Source organism: Gemmatimonas sp. (assembly GCF_044376735.1).
Taxonomy (GTDB): Bacteria; Gemmatimonadota; Gemmatimonadetes; order Gemmatimonadales; family Gemmatimonadaceae; genus Gemmatimonas.
In genome coordinates this window covers 20,909-46,052 of record NZ_JBILKJ010000007.1, presented here as the reverse complement: position 1 = coordinate 46,052, position 25,144 = coordinate 20,909, and the positions used below count along the sequence as shown (strand labels likewise).

The window sequence follows — 25,144 nt, the reverse complement described above, 5'->3', positions numbered from 1 at the left end:
CCGGCTACCGCTGCGGGTTCCCCAGACGGTCGAACACCGTCAGTGCTTGATGAACGTCCCCGCCTGCAATTCACGCATGGCGACCTGCAACTCGGCCTGGGTATTCATCACGATCGGTCCGTACCACGCGACGGGCTCCTTGATGGGGGCGCCGGACACCAGTAGGAAGCGAATGCCCTGGTCGCCGGCCCGCACCACGACCTCGTCACCGCTGTCGAAGAGCACCAGCGACCGGTTGCCCGACATGTCCCGCACGAGATCGTCGTCGTTGCCCGCCGTTCGCTCCGTGAGCACGCCCATCGGGTCGGAGGCATGACGGAAGGTCCCGGACCCCTCGAAGATGTAGGCGAAGGTGCTGCGATAGGCGTCGACCGGGAGCGACTTGGTGCGACCGGCGGGCACGAACACGTCGAGATAGCAGGGGTCGGCGGCAATGCCGTCCACCGGCCCCCGCTTGCCCCAGAACTCGCCGCAGATCACGCGGACGGTGGTGCCGTCGTCGTCCACGATTTCGGCGATCGCCTCTGACTGCACATCCTGGTACCGCGGCGCCGTCATCTTGAGCGACGAGGGGAGGTTGGCCCACAGCTGGAAGCCGTGCATGCGTCCCTGCGCATCGCCCTGCGGCATTTCGTGGTGCACGATGCCGCTGCCGGCGGTCATCCACTGGACGTCGCCGGCGCCCAGCATGCCGCGGTTGCCCAACGAGTCGGCGTGCTCCACGTTGCCGGCCAGCACGTAGGTGATGGTCTCGATGCCGCGATGCGGATGCCACGGGAAGCCCGCCTGATACTGCCGAGGCACGTCGTTGCGGAAATCGTCGAAGAGGAGGAACGGGTCGGTCTCGGCCGTTTCACCGAAGCCGAAGGCGCGGTGCAGATGCACGCCGGCGCCCTCCATGGTGGGCTGGGCTTGGACGATTCGCTTGACGGGACGGATGGACATCAGATTGGCTCGGCGTTGGGATACCCGTAAAGTATCTCAGTAATAAGAGAAAACAAGCGGCGTCCCTAGAGCATCAGCAGGTCGGCGCCGGCGTCGTGGGGCCGCGGTAGCGGCGGCGTTGGCGCGTCGCCGAAGATGTCGATGGACCGGAGTGCCGCGTCGACCGACGCGAGTGCCGCCTGCAACTCAGCCTCAGCCTTCCGAATCTCCCAGCGGTAGAGCGGGCCGGCGAACGCCAGCAAGGCGACACCGACCAGGAGTCCTCCTGCCAAGGCGGGGCCGGCGAGGGCGGCACCAGTCAGCAGCATGGCCTTCTTCGCAATGAGGGCGCCGATGAAAGCACTCAACGAGCCGCCGCCGCTGGCAATGATGCTGTAGCCGGCGATGTTGGCCGTGAGCCCCTCCCGGAGACTCACGTGGATGGTGACCTCGCTGGCCTTGGCACTCCCTGGTGCCGGGGCCAGCGACACGCGTAGCTCGGGGACGTACACCCCGTATCGGGTCCACGTCCACTTGTAGTTGCCGTCGACCATCGCGGGAAGCTCGAACACCAGCACGCCACCATCGAGAGGGTGTCCCCCCAGTGTATCGCGTAGCGACAGTGACCACGGTACCGCCTGCAGCGACCGACCCAGCACCTGCAGTACGGCGCGAGGTGACGCCGAGTAGCGTCGCGTCACCGAAAGCGTGCGCTGGGTCGTGCCGAGGATTCGCGTGGCGAGGGCTTCCTTCCATTTCGGTATCGGCTGCGCACGCTGCACCGCGTTCGGTGATGCGCGGAGCTCATCGAGGGCGAGCGCGACGTAGCGCTGTGAGATGCCGGCTTCAACGGCGGCCGCCTCGACATCGCGCAGTCGATAGGAATCGGTCGGCGCTGCTACGTCACTGACCGTACTCTGTTCAGCTACTGTTGCGCCATTTGGTGATCCTACCGGTGCCATTGATGTCGCGACCAGCTGTTTGCTACCGGCGGTCGCTCGCATGCGTGACTCCAATCGCGCCGCCGCTTCCGCTTGCAGCTCTGCCGCGCGCCGCCAGATCAGCATGGCATCGTCGCTGGAGAGCGCGGTTTGGCCGGTCTCGTCACGGGCGGCACTCTCCACCGCTTGGAGTGCCTTGCCGAGCGCATCGGCCAGCTGCTCGCCGTTGGCGAACCGGTCGTCGGCCCGTTTGCGGAGGCACTGGTCGATCACCGCGGCGAGGGCCGGTGGCACGGCGGGCGCCACCGATCGCAGTGATGGTGGCTCCTTGGTGGCGTGAGCGACGAGGATCGCCTGCGGCGCCGTCCCTTCGAACGGCAGCCGTCCGCTGAGCGCGAGGAAGCCGATGCACCCCAGCGCATACAGGTCGCTGCGGCCGTCGAGCGATTCCCCGCTGGCCTGTTCGGGGCTCATGAAATGGACCGTGCCCAGCACGTATCCGTCTTGGGTGAGCGCCGGGTTGAAGTCCGACCGGGCGATACCGAAGTCGGTCACGACCGACCGGCCGCTGCCGCGTTCGATCAGAATGTTGTCGGGCTTCACATCCCGGTGCACGATGCCGCGGGCGTGCGCGTAGGCGAGCGCCCAGGCGACTTCGCGCAGTACCCGGACCACATCGGCGGCGGGGAGTGCCCCGCGGTCGCGGATCCGTTCGCCGAGCGTCTCCCCTTCCACGAACCCCATGGCGAAGAAGGCGAAGCCGTTGATCTCGTCGGCCCGGTACACCGGCACGATGTTCGGATGCGACAGCTGGGCCGCCATCCGGGCTTCCCGCAGAAAGCGCTCCTTCGTCTCCCCGTGCTCGGCCAGTTGCGGAGGCAAGACCTTGAGGGCGACCAGGCGGTCGAGGCGCTCGTCGCGCGCCAGCAGCACGATACCCATGCCGCCGCGCCCGAGCTCGCGCTGGATCTCGTACTGGCCGCGCAGGGCGGATCGGACTGGGGCGATATCGCCGGGGGCGGAATCAGCGAGCAATGACATGTGCGGAAAAGTACGTGCGCGCGCTTGTTTCGGTTGCAGTCGTACCGCGCGCTGGAACGACGGCGGGGTGGCCGCGCTTCCTGCGCGACCACCCCGTTGTCCCTCCAAACCTTCGACGTTCCAGAATCCGGACTACTTGTCCGTATCGAGCATCGCCTTGATCTGGTCGCGCGCGTCCAGGAGGTGCGCGCGGGTCGTACGGTCACCGGCGCGACCCACCGCCGCCGCCAGCTCCCGATCGAGCGTACGCATCTCGTCCTTGAGCAACGGGCGGAAATCGCGCGTGTTCACGACGGCCTGCCCGAATGCCGCGGCGAGCGCCGCTTCCTGCGGACTCGGGGCGGGCGGCTTGATCTTGCTGGCCATCGCTTCGAGGTACGTGGCCTGCAGGCGACGACGATAGGCATCGATCGGCTGGCCGGTGTAGATCTCGCTCCAGAGCCCCTTCCGCAGGTCGGTGAGCATCTCGCCCAGCGAATAGACCTGCGCCTTGTTCGTGGCCATCGCCTCGAACTCCACCATGCGCTGCAGCTTGGCGTTCTGCACCAGCGACGACAGGGTGCGGGCCTGGGCACCGCTCACGCGGTTGATGTTGCCGTCCGATTCGATCTTGCGGAGGATGTCCGGCTTGATCATCGCGGTGGGCGTGGTGAACACCTCGTCGTTCAGGAACTTGACGGCGTCCTTCTGCCGTGCGCGCGGCACCATCGTCCACACCGGTCCGCTCTGGCTGACGGCCTTCTCCTGCTTGTCGAGGCCACCGACCACGCGCGTGACGTGCTGGGCTTCGGTCGCCCACTGTCCGAGCACGCCGCCGTACGTGGTGCGCAGCAGGGAGTAATCGGCGGTCTTGTCGGCGGTCGACGCAGGCACGACGAGGTCCACGATGCGACGCAGGTTCTTGAAGCCGAGGCGCGTGGACTTCACCGCATCGGCATCACCGATCGCTTCCGACTGCTCACCCGGATCGACCTGTCCACCACCGAAGCGGTACCAGGGCACGGAGTCCTGCATGCGGGCCCACGTGTCGAGTGTGGTCTTCTCGTCTTCCGGCTTCTTCGCCCCGGCGATCGGGGAGTAGCCCCATTTCACCGCGAACATGTCGTAGGGACCGACCTTGGGCACGAGATCGCCGAGCGGGATCCCGTCTTCGGGCTGCGCGATGTAGTTGAAGCGCGCGTAGTCCATGATCGAGGGCGAGTGTCCCATCTTCGCGACCCACGTCTTGCTGCGGATCGAGTCGACCGGGTACATCGAGCTGCCCTTCATGTTGTGCGGGAAGCCGAGCGTGTGGCCGACTTCGTGGGCGGCGACGAACTGCACGAGGCGTCCCATGAGGGAATCGGGGAACGGGAAGGTCTGGGCGCGCTTGTCGAGGTGGCCCACCTGTGCGAAGTACCACTCGCGCTGGAGGTCCATGATGTTGTGATACATCTGGACATCGGCGTCGATGATTTCGCCCGTGCGCGGATCGACCGTGCTGGGTCCGACGGCGTTGGCCACCGGCGACGGCAGCCAGCGGACCATCGCCACCGATGCGTCTTCACCCGAGAAGTCGGGATCGTTCGGCACGACGCCGGCCACGATGCCCTTGGCGAAGCCGGCCTGCTCGAAGGCGCCCTGCCACTCTTCGATGCCGGCCTTGATCCACGGCTTGAGCCAGTCGGGGGTGGCCGGGTCGACGTAGTACGTGATGGGCTTCTTGGGCACGCAGAGATTGCCGACCTTCTGATCGGAGCACTCGAGGCGCCAGCGCGAGATGTAGCGACGCGGCAGCACGCGCTGCTCGGGCGATCCGAAATCGGTCTTGGTTTCGCCGAAGAAGCCGACGCGCGCGTCCATGAACCGCGGCATCATCGGCACGTCGGGGAGACGCACGATCGAGAAGGTATAGGCTTCGGTGGTCGCCTGCGCACCGCTGAGGTTGAGCCCAGGAATGGCGGGCCCACCGCCGCCCTGCGGCGTGAACGTCTGCGTCGCGGTCACGTTCACATTGCGCGCGAAGGCCGCGAACTTCTCGATGTACGAGCGCGAGGCATCGACGGCGGCGCGGCGGCCGCCGGCGGCGAACTCCTGAATGCCGCCGGTGAACATGCGCGTCACTTCGATCACGGCGGCGCTGTCCTTGCCGTACGCTTCCACGTTGAGGGCGGCGATGATCGGATAGAACTCGATCAGCGACATCGCGCGACGGGTGGAGAGCGTGCTGTCGGTGGCGACGTTGTTGAAGTTGATGTCGCGCACGAGAATGCGGTTGTCGCGGCGCTCGAACCGGATCACGCGGTCGGGACCCAGCGTGCCGTTGATGCCGATGCCGGCGGGCGTTCCGGCCAGCACGGTCGTGATCACGAAGTCCTTGCCCACTTCGGCGGCGGGGATTTCGAAATACAGACGCGAGCCGACCTGGTGCACGCCGAAGACACCGGTCTTCGACTTGGCGCGCGGCGTGATGACCGTGGCGTAGGGGCGCGGGGCGGGCTCCCCCTGTGCGCCACCGGCGGCGCCGGCGAGACCGGCGAGTCCGGCCGGCGGGCCACCCGCGGGCGGCTGCCCCGGCGTGGGCTGCCCTGGCGCGGGCTGCCCCGGCGCGGGCTGACCCGGCGTGGGGGCGCCGTTCTGGGCGATGGGGCGGGCGGCAGGCGTCGGTGCGGGTGTCGGCTTCTTGGCTGGCTGACACGCGGCGAGCGCGAGCCCTGCCGCGGCCAGCGGGAGTGAGCGAAAGCGCATTGGACGTGATCGGAAAGGGGGAGGGGACGCCCGCACACTCGGCGGGAACAGCTTGAGTTTAGGGGACTGCTCGACCAGAGGCGAGTAACCACGAATGGTTTCCCGATGGTGGCATACGATGTGCAAACGGCGGCGTGCCCCGAGGGACACGCCGCCGTTCACCCATCATTCCCGATGAACTCAGTGCTTCGGGTCGAGCATGGTGGCGATCTGGTCGCGCGCGTCTTCGAGATGTGCCTTGCTCATGCGATCGGACGTCTTGGCGATCGCTGCCGCCAGATCGGCGTCGAGCGCGCGCATTTCACTCTTGAGGATCGGGCGGAAGTCGGCCGTGGTAACCGGAGCCGGTGCGCCACGGGCGCCGCCCGGCGCCTGCGGTGCCGCCGACGCGGCGGGCGGGTTGATCTTGCTCGCCATCGCTTCGAGGTACACCCGCTGCAGACGACGACGGAAGGCATCGATCGGTGCACCGGTTTCGATTTCCTTCCACAAGCCGCGACGGAGATCGGTGAGCATATCGGCCACCGGATACACCTCGCTCTTCGACGTGGCCATCGCTTCCAGCTCGACCATGCGGGCGAGGCGATCGTTGCTGACCACCGACGCCAGCGAGCGTGCCTGCGCGTTGCCGACGCGGTTCAAGCTGCCGCTGGATTCGATCTTGCGCAGGATGCTCTCGTCGAGCAGCCACGTGGGCGTGGTGTACGCGTTGTCGAGCAGGAACTGGAGCGCGTCCTTCTGGCGCTTGGGTTCCACGTTCCGCCACACGACACCCTTCTGGCCCACCAGTTTCTCCTGCTTGTACTCGGCACCAATGACACGCGCCACGTGGCCCATTTCGGTGGCCCACTGTCCAACGGTGCGGCCGTAGATCTCTTCGAGATCGTCGTACGTGCTCCCCTCCTTCCACGCGGTGGCCGACTCGAGCATGGCCATGGTGCGCTTGAGGTTCTTCACGCCGAGCGTGGTGGCCTTCACGGCGTCGGCGTCGCCCACGGCTTCCGACTGCTCACCCGGATCGGCACCCTGCGCGCCGCCGTCGTTGGCGAAGCGGTACCACGGAATCGTGTCCTGCATCTTGGACCACTTGTCGAGCGTGGCCTTCTCGGCTTCCGGCGTCTTGGCGTTTGGAATGGGCGAGTAGCCCCACATCACGGCGTACTTGTCGTACGGACCGACCTTCGGGATGAGGTCGTCGAGCGCGATCCCGTCTTCCGGCTGCGCCACGTAGTTGAAGCGCGAGTAGTCCATGAGGGTGGGCGTGTGGCCGTTCTTGGCGACCCACGTCTTCGAGCGCACCGAGTCCACGGGGTACATGGAGCTCGCCTTGAAGTTGTGCGGGAAGCCGAGCGTGTGTCCCACTTCGTGCGCGGTCACGTACTCGAGCAACCGGCCGGCGAGCGAATCGGGGAACGGGAACTTGTGCGTGCGCTTGTCGAGATGGCCGACCTGCGTGAAGTACCACGAGCGCCCGAGATTCATGACGTTGAGATACGTCTGCACGTCGGCGTCGATGATTTCGCCGGTGCGCGGATCCTTGAGGCTCGGCCCCACGGCGTTCTCGGTGGACGACGGGAGCCAGCGCACCATGGCGACGGTGGCGTCTTCACCGGAGAAGTCGGGATCGTTGGCGGGCGCTTCGGCGGCGACGATGCCCTTGTAGAAGCCGGCGGCTTCGAACGCCACCTGCCAGTCTTCGATGCCCTTTTTGATCCACGGCTTGATCCACGCCGGCGTGGCGGGGTCGAGGTAGTACGTGATCGGCTTCACGGGGACGCAGAGATTGCCGACTTTCTTGTCGGAGCACTCGAGGCGCCAGCGCGAGATGTAGCGCTTGGTTTCCACGCGCTGCGTGGCGCCGGAGAAGTCGCGCTGCTGCACGCCGAAATAGCCCACGCGATCGTCGAGCAGACGCGGCTGCATGGGGACATCGGGCAGCTTGGCGATGGAGAAGGTGTACTTCTCGGTGGTGGGCGCCGTCGCGGCCGCCGCGGCACCGCCGCCGCCGGGACCACCGGGCGCGCCGCCCTGCGGCGTGAAGCTCTGCACGGCGGTGACGTTCACGTTGCGTGAGTACGCCGCGAAGCGATCGATGTACGAACGCGCCGCATCGACCGTGGCGCGGCGACCGAGCGCCGTGTATTCGGCCACGCCGCCGGTGAACATGCGCGTGACTTCGACCACGGCCGAGCTGTCGGCGCCATACGCTTCGATGTTGAGCGCGGCGAGAATCTTGGTGACGCCGATGAGTTCAGCGGCCATACGCTGCGACGACGCGGTATCGGCGATGATGTCGCGGTAATCGGCTTCGCGCACGAAGATGCGATTGTCGCGACGTTCGAAGCGCACGAGGTTGTTGCCGCCCTGCGTGCCGCGGATGCCGATTTCATCGGGCGTGCCGGCGAGCGTGCTGACGATCACGTAATCCTTGCCGAGTTCCGCGCGCGGGATCTCGAAGTACAAGCGGCTGCCGACGGAGTGGACCTTGAACACGCCACTCTTGGTGATGGCGCGCGGGGTGATGACGGTGGCGTAGGGACGCGGCTGTGGATCCTGCGCGGCGTTGGCACCGCCCTGGGCGCCGGGCTGGCCGCCACCCTGTGCGCCGCCCTGATTGGGCGCGCCGCCGGGACGACCGAGCGGTGCGGCGGCGGGGGCCGGCGTCGGCGCGGGGGTGGGGGCGGGGGTCGGCTTCGGGGCGCAGGCGCCGAGCACGAGGCCGGCGGCGGCGATCGACAATGAAGCGTGTCGCATGCAGTTGTGTTCTCAGGGAGGGGACGTTGCCCGAGGGCGCGTGGTGACGCGCCGGCAGACACAAACTAGCAGCGCGTTGGGGCGGTTCGCTGATAAGTGGTCCCTAACGGCGAACTCCCTAGTAAGCAGGGGGGAGTTTGCTGTTACAGAGCCTACTTCATGACCCGCACCATCCAATCCGCCAACGTGCCCAGCACCTCACGCCGCACGTGCGTGTCCTTGAGCGCGGTGTAGCCCGCGGGCGCGCCGCTGGGGTCGATCAGGAACAGATGGTTGGTGGCGGGGAAGTGGCGCATGGTGACGCGCGTGTTGCCGCTTCCCTTCAGGATGGTAACGATGGAGTCGGCTTGCTCGGGGGTGACCTGTTGGTCGGTGTCGCCCTGCAGCACGAGCGTGGGCTGCTTGACACGGCGCAGCGCGGCGGAGGGCTCGGTGCGCATGAAGAAGCCCATCCACGCGTTGGCGGCGGCGAGGGAATCGAGCCCCTTCGGGACGATGCGGCGGAGCGAATCGCGCTGCGTGTCGGTGAGCTGTGTAGCGGCCTTGATGCCGTTCTCGTTCTGGAACTCGAGGATGCGACGACCGTTGTACGCGGGGCCGGCCAGCAGGGCGATGGCGCGCACGGCGGGATCCTTGGCGGCGACCATCGGGGCGATGAAGCCGCCTTCGCTGTGACCGGCGAGGGCGATGCGCGTGCCGTCGATGTCGGCGCGCGTGCGCAGATACGCGACGGCCGACGCGACGTCGTCGGCGAAGTCGGCGCTGGTGGCATTGGCGCGTGACGAGGCGCCGCCGCTGGCGCCGACGCCACGATCGTCGACGCGCAGTACGGCGATGCCGCGACGGCCGAGGGTGTCGGCAATATCCCGGAAGGGGGCGTAGTTCGGCACGATGCTGATGCGCGAGTCGCGATCCTGCGGGCCACTGCCGCTGATGGTGACGACGGCGGGCATTTTCGTCGCGCCTTTGGGCCGCGTGAGGGTGCCGGCCAGTGTGTAACCACGCGTCGTGGGAATGATCACGTCTTCGGCCGTGTACGGCGCATTGGCCGGAGCGCCGTAGTCGATCTTCACGGGTGCGCTCGAGACGCTCGCGGCGGCCGTCGTGCGCACGACGCGCAGATTCTGCGCGGGAATGATCATCTCGCGCGGGCCGCCGTTCGGATCCCACAGCATGCGCACGTCCATTCCCGCGAGGGAGAACACCGTGGTGTCGCCCTGCTGGGACACGGTGGCGGTCATCGTGCGGCCGCCGCTGGTGAGAAACACCGGCAGCGTGGCCATCTTCGCACCACGCGCATGGTCGGCCATCAGCGCGGTGTGCAGCACGCTGTTGCCGATCAGGGCGACGGCACCGTTCGCACTGAGGAGCGCCTGTTCACTGGTGGTGCCGTTGGCCGAGATGGTGAGCTTCGCGCTGTCGCCGACCATGTTCACCACGACGTTCTGCGTGGGCAGCCCGGTGGTCGGAGCGCCGGGGGCGAAGATCGACAGGGTGAGGCGACCGGGGGTGGTATTCGCATGGTGCTGTTCCCATCGGATGACGGGGGCGCCGCGCATGGTGAGCAGCCCCACGATCGACGACGGACCCGGCGTGATCACTTCGGTGCCGAGGGTATCGATGCTGCGCAGATACACGAAGTGGTAGGCGGGCGCGGCGGGGGCGGTTTGTGCGCGAGCGGTGGTTGCAAGCACCGTGCCGAGGAACAGCGCGATCGCCGCCAGTAGCAGGGCAATTACGCCGGCGCGACGCGAGCGTTTGAAGATGATGTGGAGCACGGCGGCGTGTGGTACGAGTTAGGAGGACTCATGATCGACATTGTCGACCGGGATACTGCGGTCAGCCGGGGCCTGCGGTGACACGCGTCCGGCATGGCGGAGCGCGTGTCGCAGCAGGAACTCGATCTGGCCGTTCAGACTGCGCAGGTCATCGTTGGCCCACCGCTGGACGGCGTCGAGCACATCGCGGTCTACGCGAATGAGGAATGACTTGCGTTCAGCCATGAGCTGCCGCCCCCGTACTCAGGAGTACAGCGTGCCGGTGTTGACCACCGGTTGCGCGGCGCGATCCGAGCAGAGTACCACGAGCAGGTTGCTGACCATGGAGGCTTTGCGCTCGTCATCGAGGGTGACGATCTGTCGTGCGGAGAGGGCGTCGAGCGCCATTTCCACCATGCCGACGGCGCCTTCCACGATGGTTTGCCGCGCGGCAACAATGGCGCTGGCCTGCTGACGCTGCAGCATCGCGGCCGCGATCTCCGGGGAGTAGGCCAGATGACTGATGCGCGCTTCGAGCACCTCCACACCGGCCTTGCCGAGCCGGTCGTGCAATGCCTCGAGCAGTCCCTTGGAGATTTCCGTCGGGTGCGTGCTGAGTGCGATGGCGTCGTCGCCGTGGTGATCGTACGGATACGACGAGGCCAGGGCGCGCACCGCCGATTCGCTCTGCACGGCGACATACTGCACGTAGTCGTTCACTTCGAAGGTGGCTTCGGCGGTGTCGATCACCTTCCACACCACGATGGCGCCGATCTCGACGGGATTGGAGCGGGCATCGTTCACCTTGAGCTTGTTCGTCTCGAAGTTCCGGATGCGCAGCGAGATGGCGGTCTTGGTCATGAACGGATTCGTGAACCAGAGTCCGGGCGTTTTCGCGGTGCCTTTGTACTTCCCGAAGAGCGTCAGGACTTTGCCTTCGTTGGGGGCGACGGTGAAAAACCCGGGCGTGGCCACGACCCCGGCGGTGAGGAGGAGGATACCGCCGATGGCGAACCGTCCCTCTTCGTAGCGGGCGCCGAGGTAGAACAGGAAGGCACCGCCGAGCAGAAGGGCGAACACGAGCACGGCCATGAGCAGGCCGGGGGAGGGGCGGGCCTCGACTTCGCGAAACATGATGGGAGCCTCGTTGGGAGTTGGTATTGAAGTGATATCACTTCAGTATCGGCTTACGCAAGGATGAGGGGGTGGGTTTCACTGGCTGGGGGCTGGGGGCTTGGGGCTGTTGGGCTCTCGGCTCTCGGCCGTGGGCCGTGGGCCGTGGGCCGTGGGTCTCACTGAGTACTGAGGCCTGAGAGGAAACCCATGGCCGATGGCCCACGGCTCATGGCCGAGAGCCCAACAGCCCAACGGCCCACAGCCCCGAGAAATTCGATCCCATCATCGGACGACCCCGTCTTGCCAGCGAGGGAACGCGGAGCAATAGTCGCATGCTGGTTATGCCTCGTCCCCTGTATCTGGAGAGCACGTCGTGAAACGATTTAGCCCCCGGTTGGCCTTCGCGGCCGCCGTTCTGATACCCAGTGTCTCCGCCGGTGCGCAGCCGGCGCGTCCGGTTGCCCGCGTGGCCGCACGTCCTGCGGCGATCGCGCCACTGGCTGCCCCGTTCGATACCGGCGCGCTGTCGGCCATCAGGTGGCGTGAGATTGGTCCGTTCCGTGGCGGTCGGTCGGCGGCGGTGGCCGGCAGCGTGGCCCGTCCCAAGGAGTATTGGATGGGGACCGTCGGTGGCGGCGTCTTCAAATCGGTGGATGGCGGCGACAATTGGGCGCCGATAACGGACAAGTACTTCGGCGGCACGATCGGCAGCATCGGCGTGGCGCCGAGCAATCCCGACGTGGTGTACGTGGGCGGCGGTGAGTTCACGATCCGCGGCAACGTGTCGCACGGCGATGGCGTCTGGAAGACGACCGACGGTGGCAAGACGTGGATGAACGTCGGCCTGAATGATACGCGGCAGATTTCGCGCGTGCTGGTGCATCCCACCAACCCTGAAGTTGCCTACGTGGCGGCGCAGGGGCATGCGTGGGGGCCGAACGCCGAGCGCGGCGTGTTCCGCACCAAGGACGGCGGCAAGAGCTGGGCGAAGGTGCTGTTCCGCGACGACTCCACCGGCGCGGCGGACCTGGCGATGGATCCTGGCAATCCGAACGTGCTGTACGCCGGCTTCTGGCAGATGCATCGCAAGCCGTGGATGCTGGTGTCGGGGGGCAAGGGCTCGGGGATGTTCAAGAGCACCGACGGCGGCGACACGTGGACCGAGATCACCAAGAACAAGGGGCTCCCCGCCGGCTTGTGGGGCAACATCGGCATCACGGTGAGCGGCGCCAACACGCAGCGCATTTACGCGCTCATCGAAGCCGATGAAGGCGGGGTGTTCCGCAGCGACGACGGCGGCGCCACCTGGGCGCGGGTGAACGACGAACGCAAGCTGCGTCAGCGCGCGTGGTACTACTCGAAGATCTACGCCGATCCGAAGAACCCCGATCTCGTGTACGCCAGCAACGTGCAGTTCCAGGTGTCGCGCGATGGTGGCAAGACGTGGAGCAACATCAACACGCCGCACGGCGACTCGCACAATCTCTGGATCGCGGGCGACAACGGCGATCGCATGATCGAAGCGAACGACGGCGGCGCGAACGTGAGCACCGACGCGGCGAAGACGTGGACGGCACAGGACTTCGCCACGGCGCAGTTCTATCATGTGACCACCACCAATCACTTCCCGTACAAGATCTGCGGTGCGCAGCAGGACAACAGCACGTTATGCGGTCCGTCGCGGGCGGCGGGTGGCATCACGATGGACATGTGGCAGGATGCCGGCGGTGGTGAGTCGGGCTTCATTGCTGCACTGCCGAACAATCCGGACATCGTGTTCGCCGGCAGCTACGGCGGCTTCCTCACGCGCAAGGACATGCGCACCGGGCTCGCGCGCGACGTGAATCCGTGGCCGCTCAATCCGATGGGACACTCGGCCATCGATTCGAAGTACCGCATGCAGTGGACCTTCCCGATCGCGGTCAGCCCGCATGACGCGAAGACGGTGTATGTGGGCTCGAACGTGCTCTTCAAGACCACCAACGAAGGCGACAGCTACACCGCCATCAGCCCCGATCTGTCGCGCAACGATCCGCGTACGCTGGGACCGTCGGGCGGCCCGATCACGAAAGACCAAACCGGCGTGGAGACGTACGGCACGGTGTTCGCGATCGCGGAGTCGCCGGTGATGAAGGGGGTGATCTGGGCCGGTACCGACGACGGCACGGTGCATGTCACCCGCAACGGTGGCACGTCGTGGACCAACGTGACGCCGGCGCTGCTCAAGGAGCGTGAGTGGTCGCGCATCTCGATCATCGATGCGTCGCACTTCAACGCCGGCACGGCCTATGTGGCGGCAAATCGCTTCCAGATGGACGACAACGAGCCGTATCTGTTCAAGACGACCGACTTCGGCAAGACGTGGTCGCGCATCGACAACAGCGGCAAGGCCAACGGCATTCCGGCCACCGAGTTCACGCGCGTGATCCGGGAAGACGACGTCCGTCCGGGGTTGTTGTTCGCCGGCACCGAGCGTGGCATCTACGGCTCGCTCGACGACGGCGCGACGTGGTTCTCGATGCGTCGCAACCTGCCGATCGTGCCGGTGCACGATCTGGCCATCAAGGACGGCGATCTGATCGCCGCGACGCACGCCCGCTCGTTCTGGGTGATCGACGACATCAACGTGCTGCGTCAGCTGAGCGCCGCCTCGATGGCGGAACGGGCGCATCTGTTCACGCCGCGCGCGGCGTACCGCATCAACTGGGGCGGCGGCTTCAACCCGGGCGGCGGGAACGGCTCACCGGTGGGTGCGAATCCGCCCAACGGCGCGATCGTGTACTACTGGCTCAAGTCGCCGGCCAACAAGGTCACGATCGAGTTCAAGGATTCCACGGGGCGCACGGTGCGCACCTTCTCGAGCGACACGGCTGGCGCCGGTGCTGCCGGTGCACCGGCGGGTGGACGTCGTAGTGTGGCGGCCGATGCGGCGCCCACGAACAAGGTGGGGATGAACACCTTCTCGTGGAATCTGCGTGAGAGCGATGCGACCACGTTCAACGGCATGATCATGTGGGCCGGTGTGCTCACGGGTCCACTGGTGCTTCCGGGCAACTACGCGGTGCGACTGCTGGTGGATGGTGCGCCGGTGTCCGAGACGAAGCTGCTGGTGAAGAAGGACCCGCGCAGCGATGCGACGGCGGCCGATCTGGTGGCGCAGTACAAGATGCTGATGCAGATCCGCGACCGGACCACCGATGCGAACGATGCCGTACGCACGGTGCGCTACGTGCGGAGTCAAGCCGTGTCGCGCTCGAAGGAAGTGGGTGCCGACTCGGCGCAGTATGCGAAGCTGGTGAAGGCGCTCGACGCAAAGATCAGCGAGATGGAAGCGCAGATCTATCAGGTGAAGAACCAGAGCGGCCAGGATCCGCTCAACTACCCGATCAAGGTGAACAACCAGATCGCGGCGTTGGCGGGTGTGGTGGGCAGCACCGAGGCACGTCCCACGAAGCAGTCGGTCGTGGTGTACGACACGCTCTCCAAGGAGCTCGAGGTGTATCTCGTGGAGCTCCGCAAAGCGTACAAGGAGCTGCTGCCGCCGATCGATGAGATCCTCAAGAAGCACGGCCTGCCGGCGATCGAAGTGAAGGCCGGTGACGTGCAGACGCCGCGGCGGATCGGCGCCGAGGAAGAGACGACGGGGATGTAGTCGACCGTCGTGGTCGCTCGTGCAGTGCAGACACGGCGGGTCGTTGCGGGAACCTCGGGTTCCTAGCGGCGGCCCGCCGTCCTGCGTACCAATCGCGCGATGCTCGCGATACCGAACACGGGCCCGAGCGCCAGCACCGCAAACGCCCACGACCACCCCACGCGCTCGGCGAGTGGCGGCACGAGCTGAATCACCACGGCCGTGAGGAGAAAGCCGAGCGACGTTTGCAGGGTGAGGGCGGTCCCCACGGCGTGCGGGGGCACGCTCTCGGTGACCAGCACCGAGAACTGCGCGCTGTCGGCGATCACGAAGAAGCCCCACACGAGCGCGATCGGCACCAGCAGCCAGAGGGAGCGACCGAAGGCGAAGCCGATGAGCACGGCGCACGCCCCGCTGATGGCCATGGCGCGCGTGACGAGCCACGCGCGCCCGCGGCGGTCGGCCATGAGTCCGCCCCATACGCACCCGGCGCCGCCAATGGCGAGGGCGGCGAAGGCGATCGCCGATGCGATCGATGCGCCTCGCGCGCCCGCCGCGGGATCATGCGCGGCGATGCTGGCGGCGATGAACACGGGCAGCCACGTCCACGCCGCGTACAGCTCGAACATGTGGCCCAGATACCCACCGGTGGACAACCGCCACGCCGGTGTGCGCACCACATCGCGCACGAGATGCCACGAGAAGGGCCGCGCCGGAAACGGATACGGGCCGTCGCGATAGCCGAACCACACCAGCAGCGCGGCGATGCATGCGCCAACGGACGCGCTCAACACCACCGGGGTGATGCCGGCGCCGGGGATCGCATGCACGAGATAGGGCATCGCTTTGCCCACGGTCAGCGCGCCCACGATGGTGCCCACCGCAAGTCCGCGTCGTACACGGAACCAGGTGGCGATCATCTTCATGGCCGGTGGATACACGCCGGCCAAGGCGAGCCCCGTGACGAATCGCCACAGTAGTGCACCCGGCAGCGCGTCGGCGGTAAGCAGCATCGTGTTGGCCGCCGCGCCGATCAGCGCGCAGCCGGCAAACAGCAGGCGCGCCGGGACGATATCCGCCACGTTCAACACCGCCGAAATCGCGGTGCCGGTCACGAAGCCCAGTTGCACAATGGTGGTCAGCCACGCGGTATCGCTGCTGCTCAGCGTCCACTGCGCGGCGTACTGCGCTGATACCGCGCTGGCGGCGAACCACAGCGTCATCCCCAACAGCTCGGCGACGGTGAGCAGCCCAAGCATGCGCCAGCGATCCGGATGCGTATCGGCCGCCGCGGCGGGATCGGGCGGACGCTCGCTTCGGGCGGTCACCGTGCCGCCGATCAGTCGCGTTCGACCGACACGTCGAACTCACCGAGATGCTCAGCCAGTGCGCGCAGCGTCCGCTCGGCATTGCCACCATGCCCGCGAAACGCGGTGAAGAAACGCAGCACGGGGTTCCCGACCCGACCAGACTCGGTGAGCGTGATGACGCGCTGCGCGCCGTCGACATCGATGCGCCACGCCCACTGTAGCTGCGCCCCCGTGTCGTCGTTGATCACCTGCAGTACGATCGTCTCGGCGTCACTCTCCGGCCGTCGTTCGAGAGTGGTTGGCGATGGCGCCCACTGTTCGTAGGCCGCGAGATCGGTGAGCAGTGCGTGGAGTTCGTCGGCGCGGTGCCGCAGTCGTACGCGACGCACTACGCGATACTCGGCCGGGGTTACGAGTCCACCGACGACGAGTGCGATGAGACTCGCGGCAATGGCGGCCATGATGACGAGGATCCAGTACATGATCGCGGGTGCTCAGCTCGCGCGCGGCGACTGATCGAGCACCGCACGGACGCGCCGGGCGAGGGCGAGCGAGGTGAACGGCTTCTGCAGGAAGGTGCGTTCGTCGAGGGACACCCCTTTCAGCAACACGGCGTCATCGGTATAGCCGGACACGAAGAGGACATGGATTCCCGGTCGCGCCCGTTCGAGTTGCTCGGCCAGTTGACGGCCGTTCATGCCGGGCATCACGACGTCGGTGACGAGCAGGTCGATGCGGCCGGGATACGCGCGCGAGATCGCGATGGCGGATTCGCCGTCGGCGGCGGCCAGTACGCGATAGCCACGACGCTCGAGGGCGGCGGTGGCCACCATGCGGACGCTGTCTTCGTCCTCGGTGAGCAGCACGGTTTCCTGTCCGGCCAGCAGCTCGGGGTCTTCGTCCTCGATCGCAAAACTGTCGGGACGTTCGTCGAGGCGTGGCAGCAGTAGATGAAAGGTCGTGCCCTGTCCCGGGGTGCTGTTCACGCGAATCTCGCCGCCGGCTTGATCGATCATGCCGTAGGCAAGCGGCAGGCCAAGCCCGGTGCCCTTGCCCCGCTCCTTGGTGGTGAAGAACGGCTCGAAGATGTGCGGCAGGATGTCCTCGGTCATGCCGACGCCGGTGTCGGACACGCGAATCACGATCCACTCGCGTTGCGCGTCGAGGCCGAAGCTTTCGACATCCGTGTCATCCACGCGCAGGGTCGCCACGTGAAGCGTTCCACCGGAGGGCATCGCGTCGCGCGCATTGCTGGCGAGGCTGAGCATGACCTGCTCCAGCTGCGCCGCGTCAATCCGAATGGAGCCGAGGTCGGTGCCCAGCGTGGTCAGGACATCGATGTTCTCACCCATGATGCGCGCGAGCAGCCGATCGACTCCCTGTATGACCGTGTTCGGGTCGAGCACCGTAGGCTGCGCGATCTGCTTGCGACTGACGGCGAGAATCTGCCGGGAGAGATCGGTGCCGCGCACGGCGAGCGCGCGGATCTCGTTCACGTCGCGGCGCGCGGGATCGTCGACGGCCATCATGCCAAGCGCGAGATCGCAGTAGCCCAGCATGCCGGTGAGCAGGTTGCCGAAATCGTGCGAGATACCGCCGGCGAAGGTGCCGATGGCTTCCATTTTTTGCGATTGCCGCAGTTGCGCTTCACTGCGCGCCAGCGCGCGTTCGGCTTCGCGCCGCGCGGTGACGTCGATGCCGACGGACAGCCAGCTGGCGCGCCCGAGTCGTCGCGACGAGGTGGTGATGACTTCCATTTCGAGCTGGCGACCGTCAGTGGTGCGGTGCAGCCACGTGCCGGCCGTTTGCCTCGACTCGGAGAAGGGCAGCCGGGCACCACGGAATCGCGAATGCTCGGTGGGGTCAATCAGGTCGAGAATACGGAGCGACAGAAAGGTGTCGCGGTCGTATCCATATTGGTCGATGGCCGCCTCGTTGACGGCGAGGATGAGCATCGTGTCCGCGTCCCACGCCCACATGGGGAGTGGGTTGGAATCGAAGAGAAAACGATACCGGCGCTCGCTGTCGGCCAGCGCGGCATTGCGGCGCTCGACGGTTTCGGCCATCTGGTTGAGGGCCGTTGCGAGCGACCCGATTTCATCGCTGGACCGGATCTGCGACCGATGGCCGGCCACTCCGACCGCCAACGCATGGGCGTCGTTGATCAGCTCCTGCAGCGGTTGGGCGATTCCGGTGGCGAACACGACGGCCATGCCGCCTGATACGAGCAAGGCTCCGGCGAAAAGCACGAGGCCACGTGCGCCGGCACCGGGTATCGGCGCCAGCACACTCACCAGTAACGGTGGCGCTGCGATGAGCAGCGCCCCCACGAGGAGCCGTGCTCGGAGGCCCGTTCCCCGTGGGAGCGGTGGGACGTCGACCTGCTCGGGGAGTGATTGGTCGGGCACGGCCTAGGAGCCGGGCGTCTCTGTACCGGGTGGTTCCGTGGCGGCCGGCATGGTCACCGCCATGCCCATCGCGTGGTAGCCCTTATCGACGTACACCGTGGAGCCCGTGATCCCGCTGGCCAGCGAGCTGGCGAGGAAGGCGGCGGTGTGGCCCACTTCGGTGGCGGTGAGTTCTTCGGTCAGCGGCGCGTTGGCGGCGCAGTACTTCACCATCTGGTCGATGATGCCGATCGCACTCGCGGCGCGCGATGCATACGGCCCGGCGCTGATCGTGTTCACGCGCAGGCCGTACTTGCGACCCGCTTCGAACGAGAGGACGCGCGTGTCGCTTTCGAGCGCGGCCTTGGCCGACGACATGCCGCCGCCGTAGCCGGGAATGGCGCGTTCGCTGGCCATGTAGGTGAGTGAGCACACCGAGCCGCCCGGGCGCATGAGCGGCGCGAGGCGCTGTACCATGGACACCAACGAGTACGCGCTCGCGCTGGACGCGGCGAGGTAGCCGGCGCGGCTCACCTCGAGCAGCGGCTTCTTCACTTCGGGGCCGTTGGCCAGGGAGTGAAAGACGATGTCGAGCGACTGCTCGCCGAAATCGGCGGCCAGGCGCTGCGCGAGTCCGCCGATGGAGAAGTCGCCGACATCTTTGTAGCGCTTCGACTCGCGCACGTCGGCCGGCGCGTCAGCGAGCGTGTCGTAGACGGCGTCGAGGGGATAGATGCGCTCGAAGGTGAGCAACGATCCGTCGCTCAGCCGACGGGATTCATCCATCTTCCCGCGTTCGAGCAGGTTGAGGAAGATGTTGAGCGCCGGCGGCCACGTGGCGACACACACGGAGGCACCGGCCTCCGCGAAGGACTTTGCGACGGCGAACCCGAAGCCGCCGTCGTCGGCGACGCCCGCCACGAGGGCGCGCTTGCCGGAAAGATCGATGGGTAGCATCTGGTCAAGATAGCAGCGCGGCGCGTCTTGCGACGAGCGACTACCGGGCCGCCCGGGTGAGGCGATCGCGGAGGCCGGCCCAGCGGTCGTCGGCCGGTGGGCGCTCGATCACGATGAGCGACGCGCCGGCGGCGTCAGCGGTATGCAGGGCGGCGTAGAGCGCGCGTGCGTAGGCGGCGGGGTCATCCGGCATACGCACGCGCGCGCCGTCCGTCAGCGACAGCGTGGTGGTTCGGAGGAGTGCCGTCACTGGTCCCGCACCCGTGCCCCGTGCGGCGAGTGCGGCATCGATCTCCGGTTGCTGCGCGGCATCGAAGAGCCAGACGTCGGCGCGGGGAGCGTAGTGGCGATCGGCCATCCCCGGTGATCGCTGCGCTCTGGCGGCGGCCGCCGGGGCGTCGTGCGACACCGTGGCGGTCGCCGTGCGGACCACCGTGCCCGAGCCATGCAGGGCGAGCTCGAGATCGGCGGCGGAGATCATGCCAGGCCGGAGAATGACGGCGTCGGGGCCGGTGAGGTCGACCACCGTGCTTTCGATGCCGACCGCGCATGGTCCGCCGTCGAGAATGAGCGCGACGCGATTGCCGAGTGATGCGTGGACGTGTTGCGCGGTAGTCGGACTGACCTGGGTGAATCGATTGGCACTGGGTGCCGCGATGGGCACGCCGGCGGCACGGAGCAGGGCCAACGCCACCGGATGGGACGGGATCCGTACGGCGACGGCATCGAGCCCGGCCGTGGCGCCGTCGGGCACGTGCGGGGCCTTGGGGAGCACGAGTGTGAGCGGACCGGGCCAGAAGGCGGCAGCCAGTCGGTCGGCGGCGGCCGGCCAGTGCCGCGTGAGCGCCCGGGCGGCGCCTACGTCGGGCACATGCGCGATCACGGGATTCCAGGCGGGACGCCCCTTCGCTGCGTAAATGGCAGCGACCGCGTCGGGGTCGAGCGCATTGGCGCCCAGCCCGTACACGGTTTCCGTGGGAAACGCGACCAGTGCGCCGCGACGCAGCAGGGCGGCCGCATGCTCGACGACCCCGGGATCGGGGTTATCCGGGTCGAGTGAGAGAATGGGAGCGCCAGCCATGCTGGAATCTAGCGGAGGGCGTGCTCCGTCTCCGGCGCACCCACGGTGCGGCTATTGCCGCGACGCGATGACGCCCTTGGCAATCCGGTCCACCAGCGCGGGGGAGATCAGCTTGAGTAGCCGACCGATCTTGCCACGCCATGTCATCACGAGATCCCGATCGCGGTTGGCCACGGCGGCGAGGATGAGGCGGCCGCACTCGTCGGTTTCCATCGTCTCGCCTTTGCGGCGCTGATAGCCGCGATCGCCGAACGGAGTCCCATCGGGGGATAGCGCCCGCTGATTGATCTCGGAGAACACGAACCCGGGATAGACCATCGTGACGGTCACCCCACTTCCATCGAGCTCGATGCGGAGCGAATCGAAGAACCCCGCCATGGCGTGCTTGGTGGCGGCGTAGGCGGTGCGCTTGGGCACGCCGGTGAGTCCGGTGAGGCTTGAAATGCCGACGAGGCGGCCCTTGGTGCGCTTGAGATGCGGCAGCGCATGGGCCGTGCACCACACGCTCCCGAGGTAGTTCACCCGCATGAGGGTGTCGAAGATCGTGAGGTCGGTGATCTCCTCGAACATCCCGCTGGAGCCGATGCCGGCGTTGTTCACGAGGATGTCGAGGCGGCCGTAGTGGGTCACGGTGCGGTCCACGATCGACGCGCACGACGACTCGACACCGACATCGCCCGGTACCACCAGCGCATCGGCCCCCAAGGCCCGGCACTCGGCGGCGACGGCCTCCAGTCGTGTGGCATCACGGGCCGCTAGCGCCACGCGCGCGCCGTCGGTGGCGAACTGTCGTGCCAACTCGGCCCCGATGCCGCTCGAGGCGCCCGTGATCAGTACCACCTGCCCGGCAAAGCGCCTGCTCATGGATGTCCGTTTCTGGAGGGAGGCCCGCTCATGGATGGCCGGCGGCGTCGTCGAGGAGGTCGCCGATGTCGGTGTCGCCCTCGAAGGGGGCGTCGAGGATGCGCAGCGCGTGCGTGGCATCACCGACCCGGACGGCGAGGCGGACGGGATACAGCAGGCGCATGGCGGGCAGCATGCCGCCGGCGTCGTCGCGCAGCACCACGGCGGGAATGTGATGCGCTTCGAGCACCGTGCGCGCGACCAGCGCTTGCATCTCGTCGGCGTACTGCCGAATGACCATCATCGCCGCTCCCATGCGGCGAACATAGCGTGTCCGCGGCGCCACCGTGAGGTCGGCGCGTCCACCGACTAGATTTCCGGTATGGCGGCGTCCTTCGGCATTTTCGTCCTGGCAGAGCTTCCCGGCGAAGCGGGAGCCATGGTGCGAGAAATTCAGCAGCGTTTCGACCCGAAGCTGGCCCGGCTCACTCCTCCACACGTGACGCTGGTCGGTTCTTCAGGTGTGGGGTCGATGCCCACGGATACGCCCGTGGCCCGCATCCGGGAGGCGCTCGAACCGATTGCCGCCAGCACGGCACCCATGGAGCTCGCGCTGGGGTTACCGCACCGGTTCATGCAGACGGACATCGTGTCGTTGCCGTTGGACCATAACGGCCCTCTCCGGGCCCTGCACGAGCGGATCGCGCGGAGTGGACTGCCGTTCAAGCACGCGCGGTTCCGGTTCACGCCGCATTGCACGCTGAGCTTCTATCCGATGCTCACACCGGCGCGTGAACGCGAACTGCTGGCCACGCGCGTGACGGCGCCGGCGATCATCGAGCGGCTGCAGGTCTATCTCACGCGCGACCCGCAGCCGTCCAAGTTGTTGTTCGAGATCGCGCTGACCGGCGAGCCTACGGGCAGCGGGTATCGGGGCGCAGCTTCTGGTACGTCGACATCGCGTGTTTGAGGCCCAGAAGCGCTGAGGCTTCGAGCTCGTACTCGAGCTGCAGGTCGCCGAGCTTCTCGACATCGTGCTGGGTGAGCTGACGCGAGGCCTTCTCAGCGATGCTGTGGCGGCGGAGGTACTCACGAGCGGCGAGCCACATGCCGTTGGCGGCTTGCCGGACGGCGGCGTCGTCGCTGATCGTGGCCTTCGCGCAGGTCTTCTCGAAGTCGCGCACGCATTCGGCGAGCGCCAGATCGATGGTGTCCACCATCGCCTGGGCTGCTCCAAGCTCGGACTTCGCGACCGACAGCGTGTTGAGGCGGGCGAGTCGCTCGTGCTGCCGGCAGGTTTCCGACGCGGTGCGCGCCAGGGCGTCGCAGCAGTAGAGGGGCCCTTGCTGATCCGCGGTCGGATCGTCGAGCATCATCGAGGACGCAGCAGCGCGGGAGGGAGACATGGTGGGGGCAAGAGTGGCCAGCGGGTCCGCACGTCTGGCAAGCGGTTCGCCACGACGTACGGTGTGATCTAGCGAACGCACCCATACGCGTGGTAGTGGGTGCGCGAAGGACGATACGTGAATCGACACAAGTCGTCCCGTTCGTTCGACCTCGGCGGTACACTTCCACCATGACTGCCCACCTCGATTCTTTCGCGCATCTCCTGATCGACACGTCGGCCGCTGGCGTGCGGACGATCACGTTGAACCGTCCTGAACGTCTCAACGCGGTGAATCCGCGCCTCGCCGAGGAACTGCCGATCGCGCTGGCGCAGGCGGCGCGCGAGGATGCGGTCCGTGTCGTAGTGATCACCGGCGCGGGACGGGGGTTCTGCGCGGGGCTCGATCTTGGCGCGCGGGCAGAGCTCGACGCCGCCGATCGCGCGACGCGCCTCGACCCGTACTACTGGGTGGGGCGCTGGGTGCAGTCGATCACGTCGTGCGAGAAGCCGGTGATCGCGGCGGTGAACGGCGCCGCAGCCGGCGCCGGCTTCGGGCTGGCGTTGGCCTGCGATCTCCGCTTAGTAAGCGCGAGCGCGGTCGTCACGGCGGGCTATGTGCGTCGCGGCTTGTCGCCCGACGCCGGCGTCACGTGGTTCCTGCCGCGCCTGATCGGCCACGCGCGGGCGGCAGATCTCATCCTCACCGGTCGCGATGTGCGTGCCGACGAAGCGGAGCGCATCGGGCTCGCGACGTCCGTGCTGGCGGACGACGTGTTCGCCGATGGTGTGCAGCGCTACGCGGCGCAGCTGGCGGCTGGTCCCCCGATAGCGCTGGCGCTGTCCAAGCGGCTGCTGCTGGCGAGTCACGACGCCACGCTCGACGCGCAACTGCGGGAGGAGCTCACGCACATCAAGAGCTGCTTCGCGAGTGCCGATGTGCGTGAGGCGATGGCCGCGTTCACGGACAAGCGCGCCCCGACGTTCGAGGGGCGCTGACCGCGCCACGCGACCGCAATACGCGACCGCAATACGCGACCGCGCGTCAGGACGTGTGGCTACGGCCGGGGTTGTAGCGCAGGCTGCCGGGCAGGGCGTTGAGGAGGGGCCCGAGTTCGGTGGCGCGCTCGAGGGTGGTGACGAAGGTGAGGCCGTCGAGCGATACCACCAGCATCCCGGAAATGCCGAACGCGACGACGCAGCCGCCATCGGCGTGAATCACGTTGCCGGAGGCGTCAACGCAGTGCACGTGGCCCATGACGCCATTGCCGGTGTCGTCGAGATCCCGCACGCGGCGCAACGAGGCCCAGGTGCCGACATCGTCCCATGCACACGCCGTGGGGAGCACGACGAGGTTGCCGCTGCGCTCGAGCAAACCGCGATCGATCGACACCGACGTGACCAGCTCGGCGAAGCGCGTCATCTCGCCGGCCGCGAGCTTGGGGAGCCCGTGCTGTAGTTCACCGGTGTGGGCCTCGAGTTCATCGAGCACGACGCGGGCACGCCAGACGAAGATGCCGGTGTTCCAGAGGGCTCCGTTGTCGATGAGCGTGTCGGCGAGTGCGGCGGTGGGCTTCTCCACGAAGTGCTCCACGCGGCAGGCACCCCCCTCGGCCCGGGAGACCAGCGGATCGAAGGGCGCGCCGGGCTGCAGATAGCCGAAGCCGGTTTCGCAGCGCGTGGGCGTCGCGCCGAGGGCCACGAGCACGGGTTCTGCCAACGCGATCGAGGCGGCGCGGCGCAGTGCCTCGCGAAACACGTCGGGAAATCCGACGGAGAGGTCGGCGTGCAGGGCGCAGAACACGGTGTCGGGACCGGCGCGTCTGGCGACTTCCTGCGCGCCCCACGCGAGGGCCGCCGCCGTGCCGAGCGGGCGTGGCTCGATGAGCATGTTGCTGCGCGGCACTTCGGGGATCGCTTCGTGCAGTGCGTCAGCGATGTCGGCACTGGTGACCACGAGGACGCGCTCCGCCGGCACCAGTGGGGCCAGACGCGCAATGGTGTCGGCGATGAGTGGCCGCTCGTTGACGAGAGCCAGCAGCTGCTTGGGGCGCTGGGGTGTGCTGAGCGGCCAGAAGCGGGTGCCGATGCCACCGGCGAAGACGACGGCCCAGAGTGCGGTACGTGTCTCGAGGAGGGGCTCGAGTTCGAACGCGTCCATCGTATCCACGATGGCCGACGGTTCGACGAGCACGGGTGGCGCGACATGAGGAGCGACAGCGCGAGGCTCAGGCATCGTGGCAGCAGACTGGGGAACACGAACGTCGGACCGCGAATGCCAACGACCGTCA

19 protein-coding genes are annotated in these 25,144 nt (G+C 67.3%); 3 read left to right on the top strand and 16 right to left on the bottom strand.

What is annotated here, in order from left to right:
• Positions 1 to 39: 39 nt before the first annotated feature.
• From ACIRA7_RS02100 to ACIRA7_RS02070, 7 genes are all read right to left on the bottom strand, one after another.
• Positions 40 to 945 carry a pirin family protein gene (locus ACIRA7_RS02100; RefSeq protein ID WP_396219139.1) on the bottom strand — a complete coding sequence of 302 codons (906 nt, stop codon included), beginning with the start codon at positions 943 to 945 and terminating at the stop codon, positions 40 to 42.
• A 65-nt stretch (positions 946 to 1,010) separates the two neighbouring features.
• A complete protein-coding gene (locus ACIRA7_RS02095; RefSeq protein WP_396219138.1) occupies positions 1,011 to 2,906 on the bottom strand; it encodes a serine/threonine-protein kinase in 1,896 nt (631 codons plus the stop codon).
• Between the two features lie 132 nt (positions 2,907 to 3,038).
• Positions 3,039 to 5,633 carry a zinc-dependent metalloprotease gene (locus tag ACIRA7_RS02090; RefSeq protein ID WP_396219137.1) on the bottom strand — a complete coding sequence of 865 codons (2,595 nt, stop codon included), beginning with the start codon at positions 5,631 to 5,633 and terminating at the stop codon, positions 3,039 to 3,041.
• A gap of 180 nt (positions 5,634 to 5,813) precedes the next feature.
• Positions 5,814 to 8,387, bottom strand: coding sequence for a zinc-dependent metalloprotease (locus ACIRA7_RS02085; RefSeq protein WP_396219136.1), 2,574 nt, complete (start codon positions 8,385 to 8,387; stop codon positions 5,814 to 5,816).
• Positions 8,388 to 8,539: 152 nt separating this feature from the next.
• Positions 8,540 to 10,165 carry an alpha/beta hydrolase family protein gene (locus ACIRA7_RS02080; protein ID WP_396219135.1) on the bottom strand — a complete coding sequence of 542 codons (1,626 nt, stop codon included), beginning with the start codon at positions 10,163 to 10,165 and terminating at the stop codon, positions 8,540 to 8,542.
• Between the two features lie 18 nt (positions 10,166 to 10,183).
• Entirely contained in the window at positions 10,184 to 10,390 is a 207-nt protein-coding gene (locus ACIRA7_RS02075) for an Arc family DNA binding domain-containing protein (RefSeq protein ID WP_396219134.1), read from the bottom strand.
• An 18-nt stretch (positions 10,391 to 10,408) separates the two neighbouring features.
• Positions 10,409 to 11,278, bottom strand: a complete 870-nt coding sequence (locus ACIRA7_RS02070) for an SPFH domain-containing protein (protein WP_396219133.1) — start codon at positions 11,276 to 11,278, stop codon at positions 10,409 to 10,411.
• A 448-nt stretch (positions 11,279 to 11,726) separates the two neighbouring features.
• On the opposite strand from ACIRA7_RS02070, the gene ACIRA7_RS02065 reads away from it, so the two are divergent.
• Positions 11,727 to 14,912, top strand: coding sequence for a WD40/YVTN/BNR-like repeat-containing protein (locus ACIRA7_RS02065; RefSeq protein WP_396219132.1), 3,186 nt, complete (start codon positions 11,727 to 11,729; stop codon positions 14,910 to 14,912).
• A gap of 62 nt (positions 14,913 to 14,974) precedes the next feature.
• Here the strand turns inward: ACIRA7_RS02065 and ACIRA7_RS02060 are convergent, their stop codons facing one another.
• From ACIRA7_RS02060 to ACIRA7_RS02030, 7 genes are read right to left on the bottom strand one after another with little or no spacing between them, the layout of a single operon-like run.
• Positions 14,975 to 16,219 (bottom strand): nitrate/nitrite transporter, encoded by a 1,245-nt coding sequence (locus tag ACIRA7_RS02060; protein WP_396219131.1) that lies wholly within the window; start codon positions 16,217 to 16,219, stop codon positions 14,975 to 14,977.
• An 11-nt stretch (positions 16,220 to 16,230) separates the two neighbouring features.
• Entirely contained in the window at positions 16,231 to 16,683 is a 453-nt protein-coding gene (locus ACIRA7_RS02055; protein ID WP_396219130.1) for a hypothetical protein, read from the bottom strand.
• Between the two features lie 12 nt (positions 16,684 to 16,695).
• The gene (locus ACIRA7_RS02050; protein ID WP_396219129.1) at positions 16,696 to 18,609 is read right to left on the bottom strand and encodes an ATP-binding protein; all 1,914 of its coding nucleotides are present in this window, start codon (positions 18,607 to 18,609) and stop codon (positions 16,696 to 16,698) included.
• Positions 18,610 to 18,612: 3 nt separating this feature from the next.
• Positions 18,613 to 19,545 (bottom strand): enoyl-[acyl-carrier-protein] reductase, encoded by a 933-nt coding sequence (locus ACIRA7_RS02045; protein WP_396219128.1) that lies wholly within the window; start codon positions 19,543 to 19,545, stop codon positions 18,613 to 18,615.
• Positions 19,546 to 19,585: 40 nt separating this feature from the next.
• Positions 19,586 to 20,626: an L-threonylcarbamoyladenylate synthase gene (locus ACIRA7_RS02040; protein WP_396219127.1), complete on the bottom strand. Its 1,041-nt coding sequence runs from the start codon at positions 20,624 to 20,626 to the stop codon at positions 19,586 to 19,588.
• Between the two features lie 51 nt (positions 20,627 to 20,677).
• Entirely contained in the window at positions 20,678 to 21,490 is an 813-nt protein-coding gene (locus ACIRA7_RS02035; RefSeq protein WP_396219126.1) for an SDR family oxidoreductase, read from the bottom strand.
• 28 nt (positions 21,491 to 21,518) lie between these two features.
• Positions 21,519 to 21,785 carry a hypothetical protein gene (locus ACIRA7_RS02030; RefSeq protein WP_396219125.1) on the bottom strand — a complete coding sequence of 89 codons (267 nt, stop codon included), beginning with the start codon at positions 21,783 to 21,785 and terminating at the stop codon, positions 21,519 to 21,521.
• Positions 21,786 to 21,851: 66 nt separating this feature from the next.
• Between ACIRA7_RS02030 and ACIRA7_RS02025 the strand changes: the two genes are divergently transcribed.
• Entirely contained in the window at positions 21,852 to 22,439 is a 588-nt protein-coding gene (locus ACIRA7_RS02025; protein ID WP_396219124.1) for a 2'-5' RNA ligase family protein, read from the top strand.
• Here ACIRA7_RS02025 and ACIRA7_RS02020 read toward each other — a convergent pair.
• Positions 22,384 to 22,875, bottom strand: coding sequence for a hypothetical protein (locus ACIRA7_RS02020; protein ID WP_396219123.1), 492 nt, complete (start codon positions 22,873 to 22,875; stop codon positions 22,384 to 22,386). The two genes, ACIRA7_RS02025 and ACIRA7_RS02020, sit on opposite strands and share 56 nt — an antisense overlap.
• A 170-nt stretch (positions 22,876 to 23,045) precedes the next feature.
• Here ACIRA7_RS02020 and ACIRA7_RS02015 point away from each other — a divergent pair, with 170 nt between their 5' ends.
• Positions 23,046 to 23,852, top strand: a complete 807-nt coding sequence (locus tag ACIRA7_RS02015) for an enoyl-CoA hydratase/isomerase family protein (protein ID WP_396219122.1) — start codon at positions 23,046 to 23,048, stop codon at positions 23,850 to 23,852.
• Between the two features lie 46 nt (positions 23,853 to 23,898).
• Here the strand turns inward: ACIRA7_RS02015 and ACIRA7_RS02010 are convergent, their stop codons facing one another.
• Positions 23,899 to 25,089 carry a mannose-1-phosphate guanylyltransferase gene (locus tag ACIRA7_RS02010; RefSeq protein WP_396219121.1) on the bottom strand — a complete coding sequence of 397 codons (1,191 nt, stop codon included), beginning with the start codon at positions 25,087 to 25,089 and terminating at the stop codon, positions 23,899 to 23,901.
• Between the last annotated feature and the right edge of the window lie 55 nt (positions 25,090 to 25,144).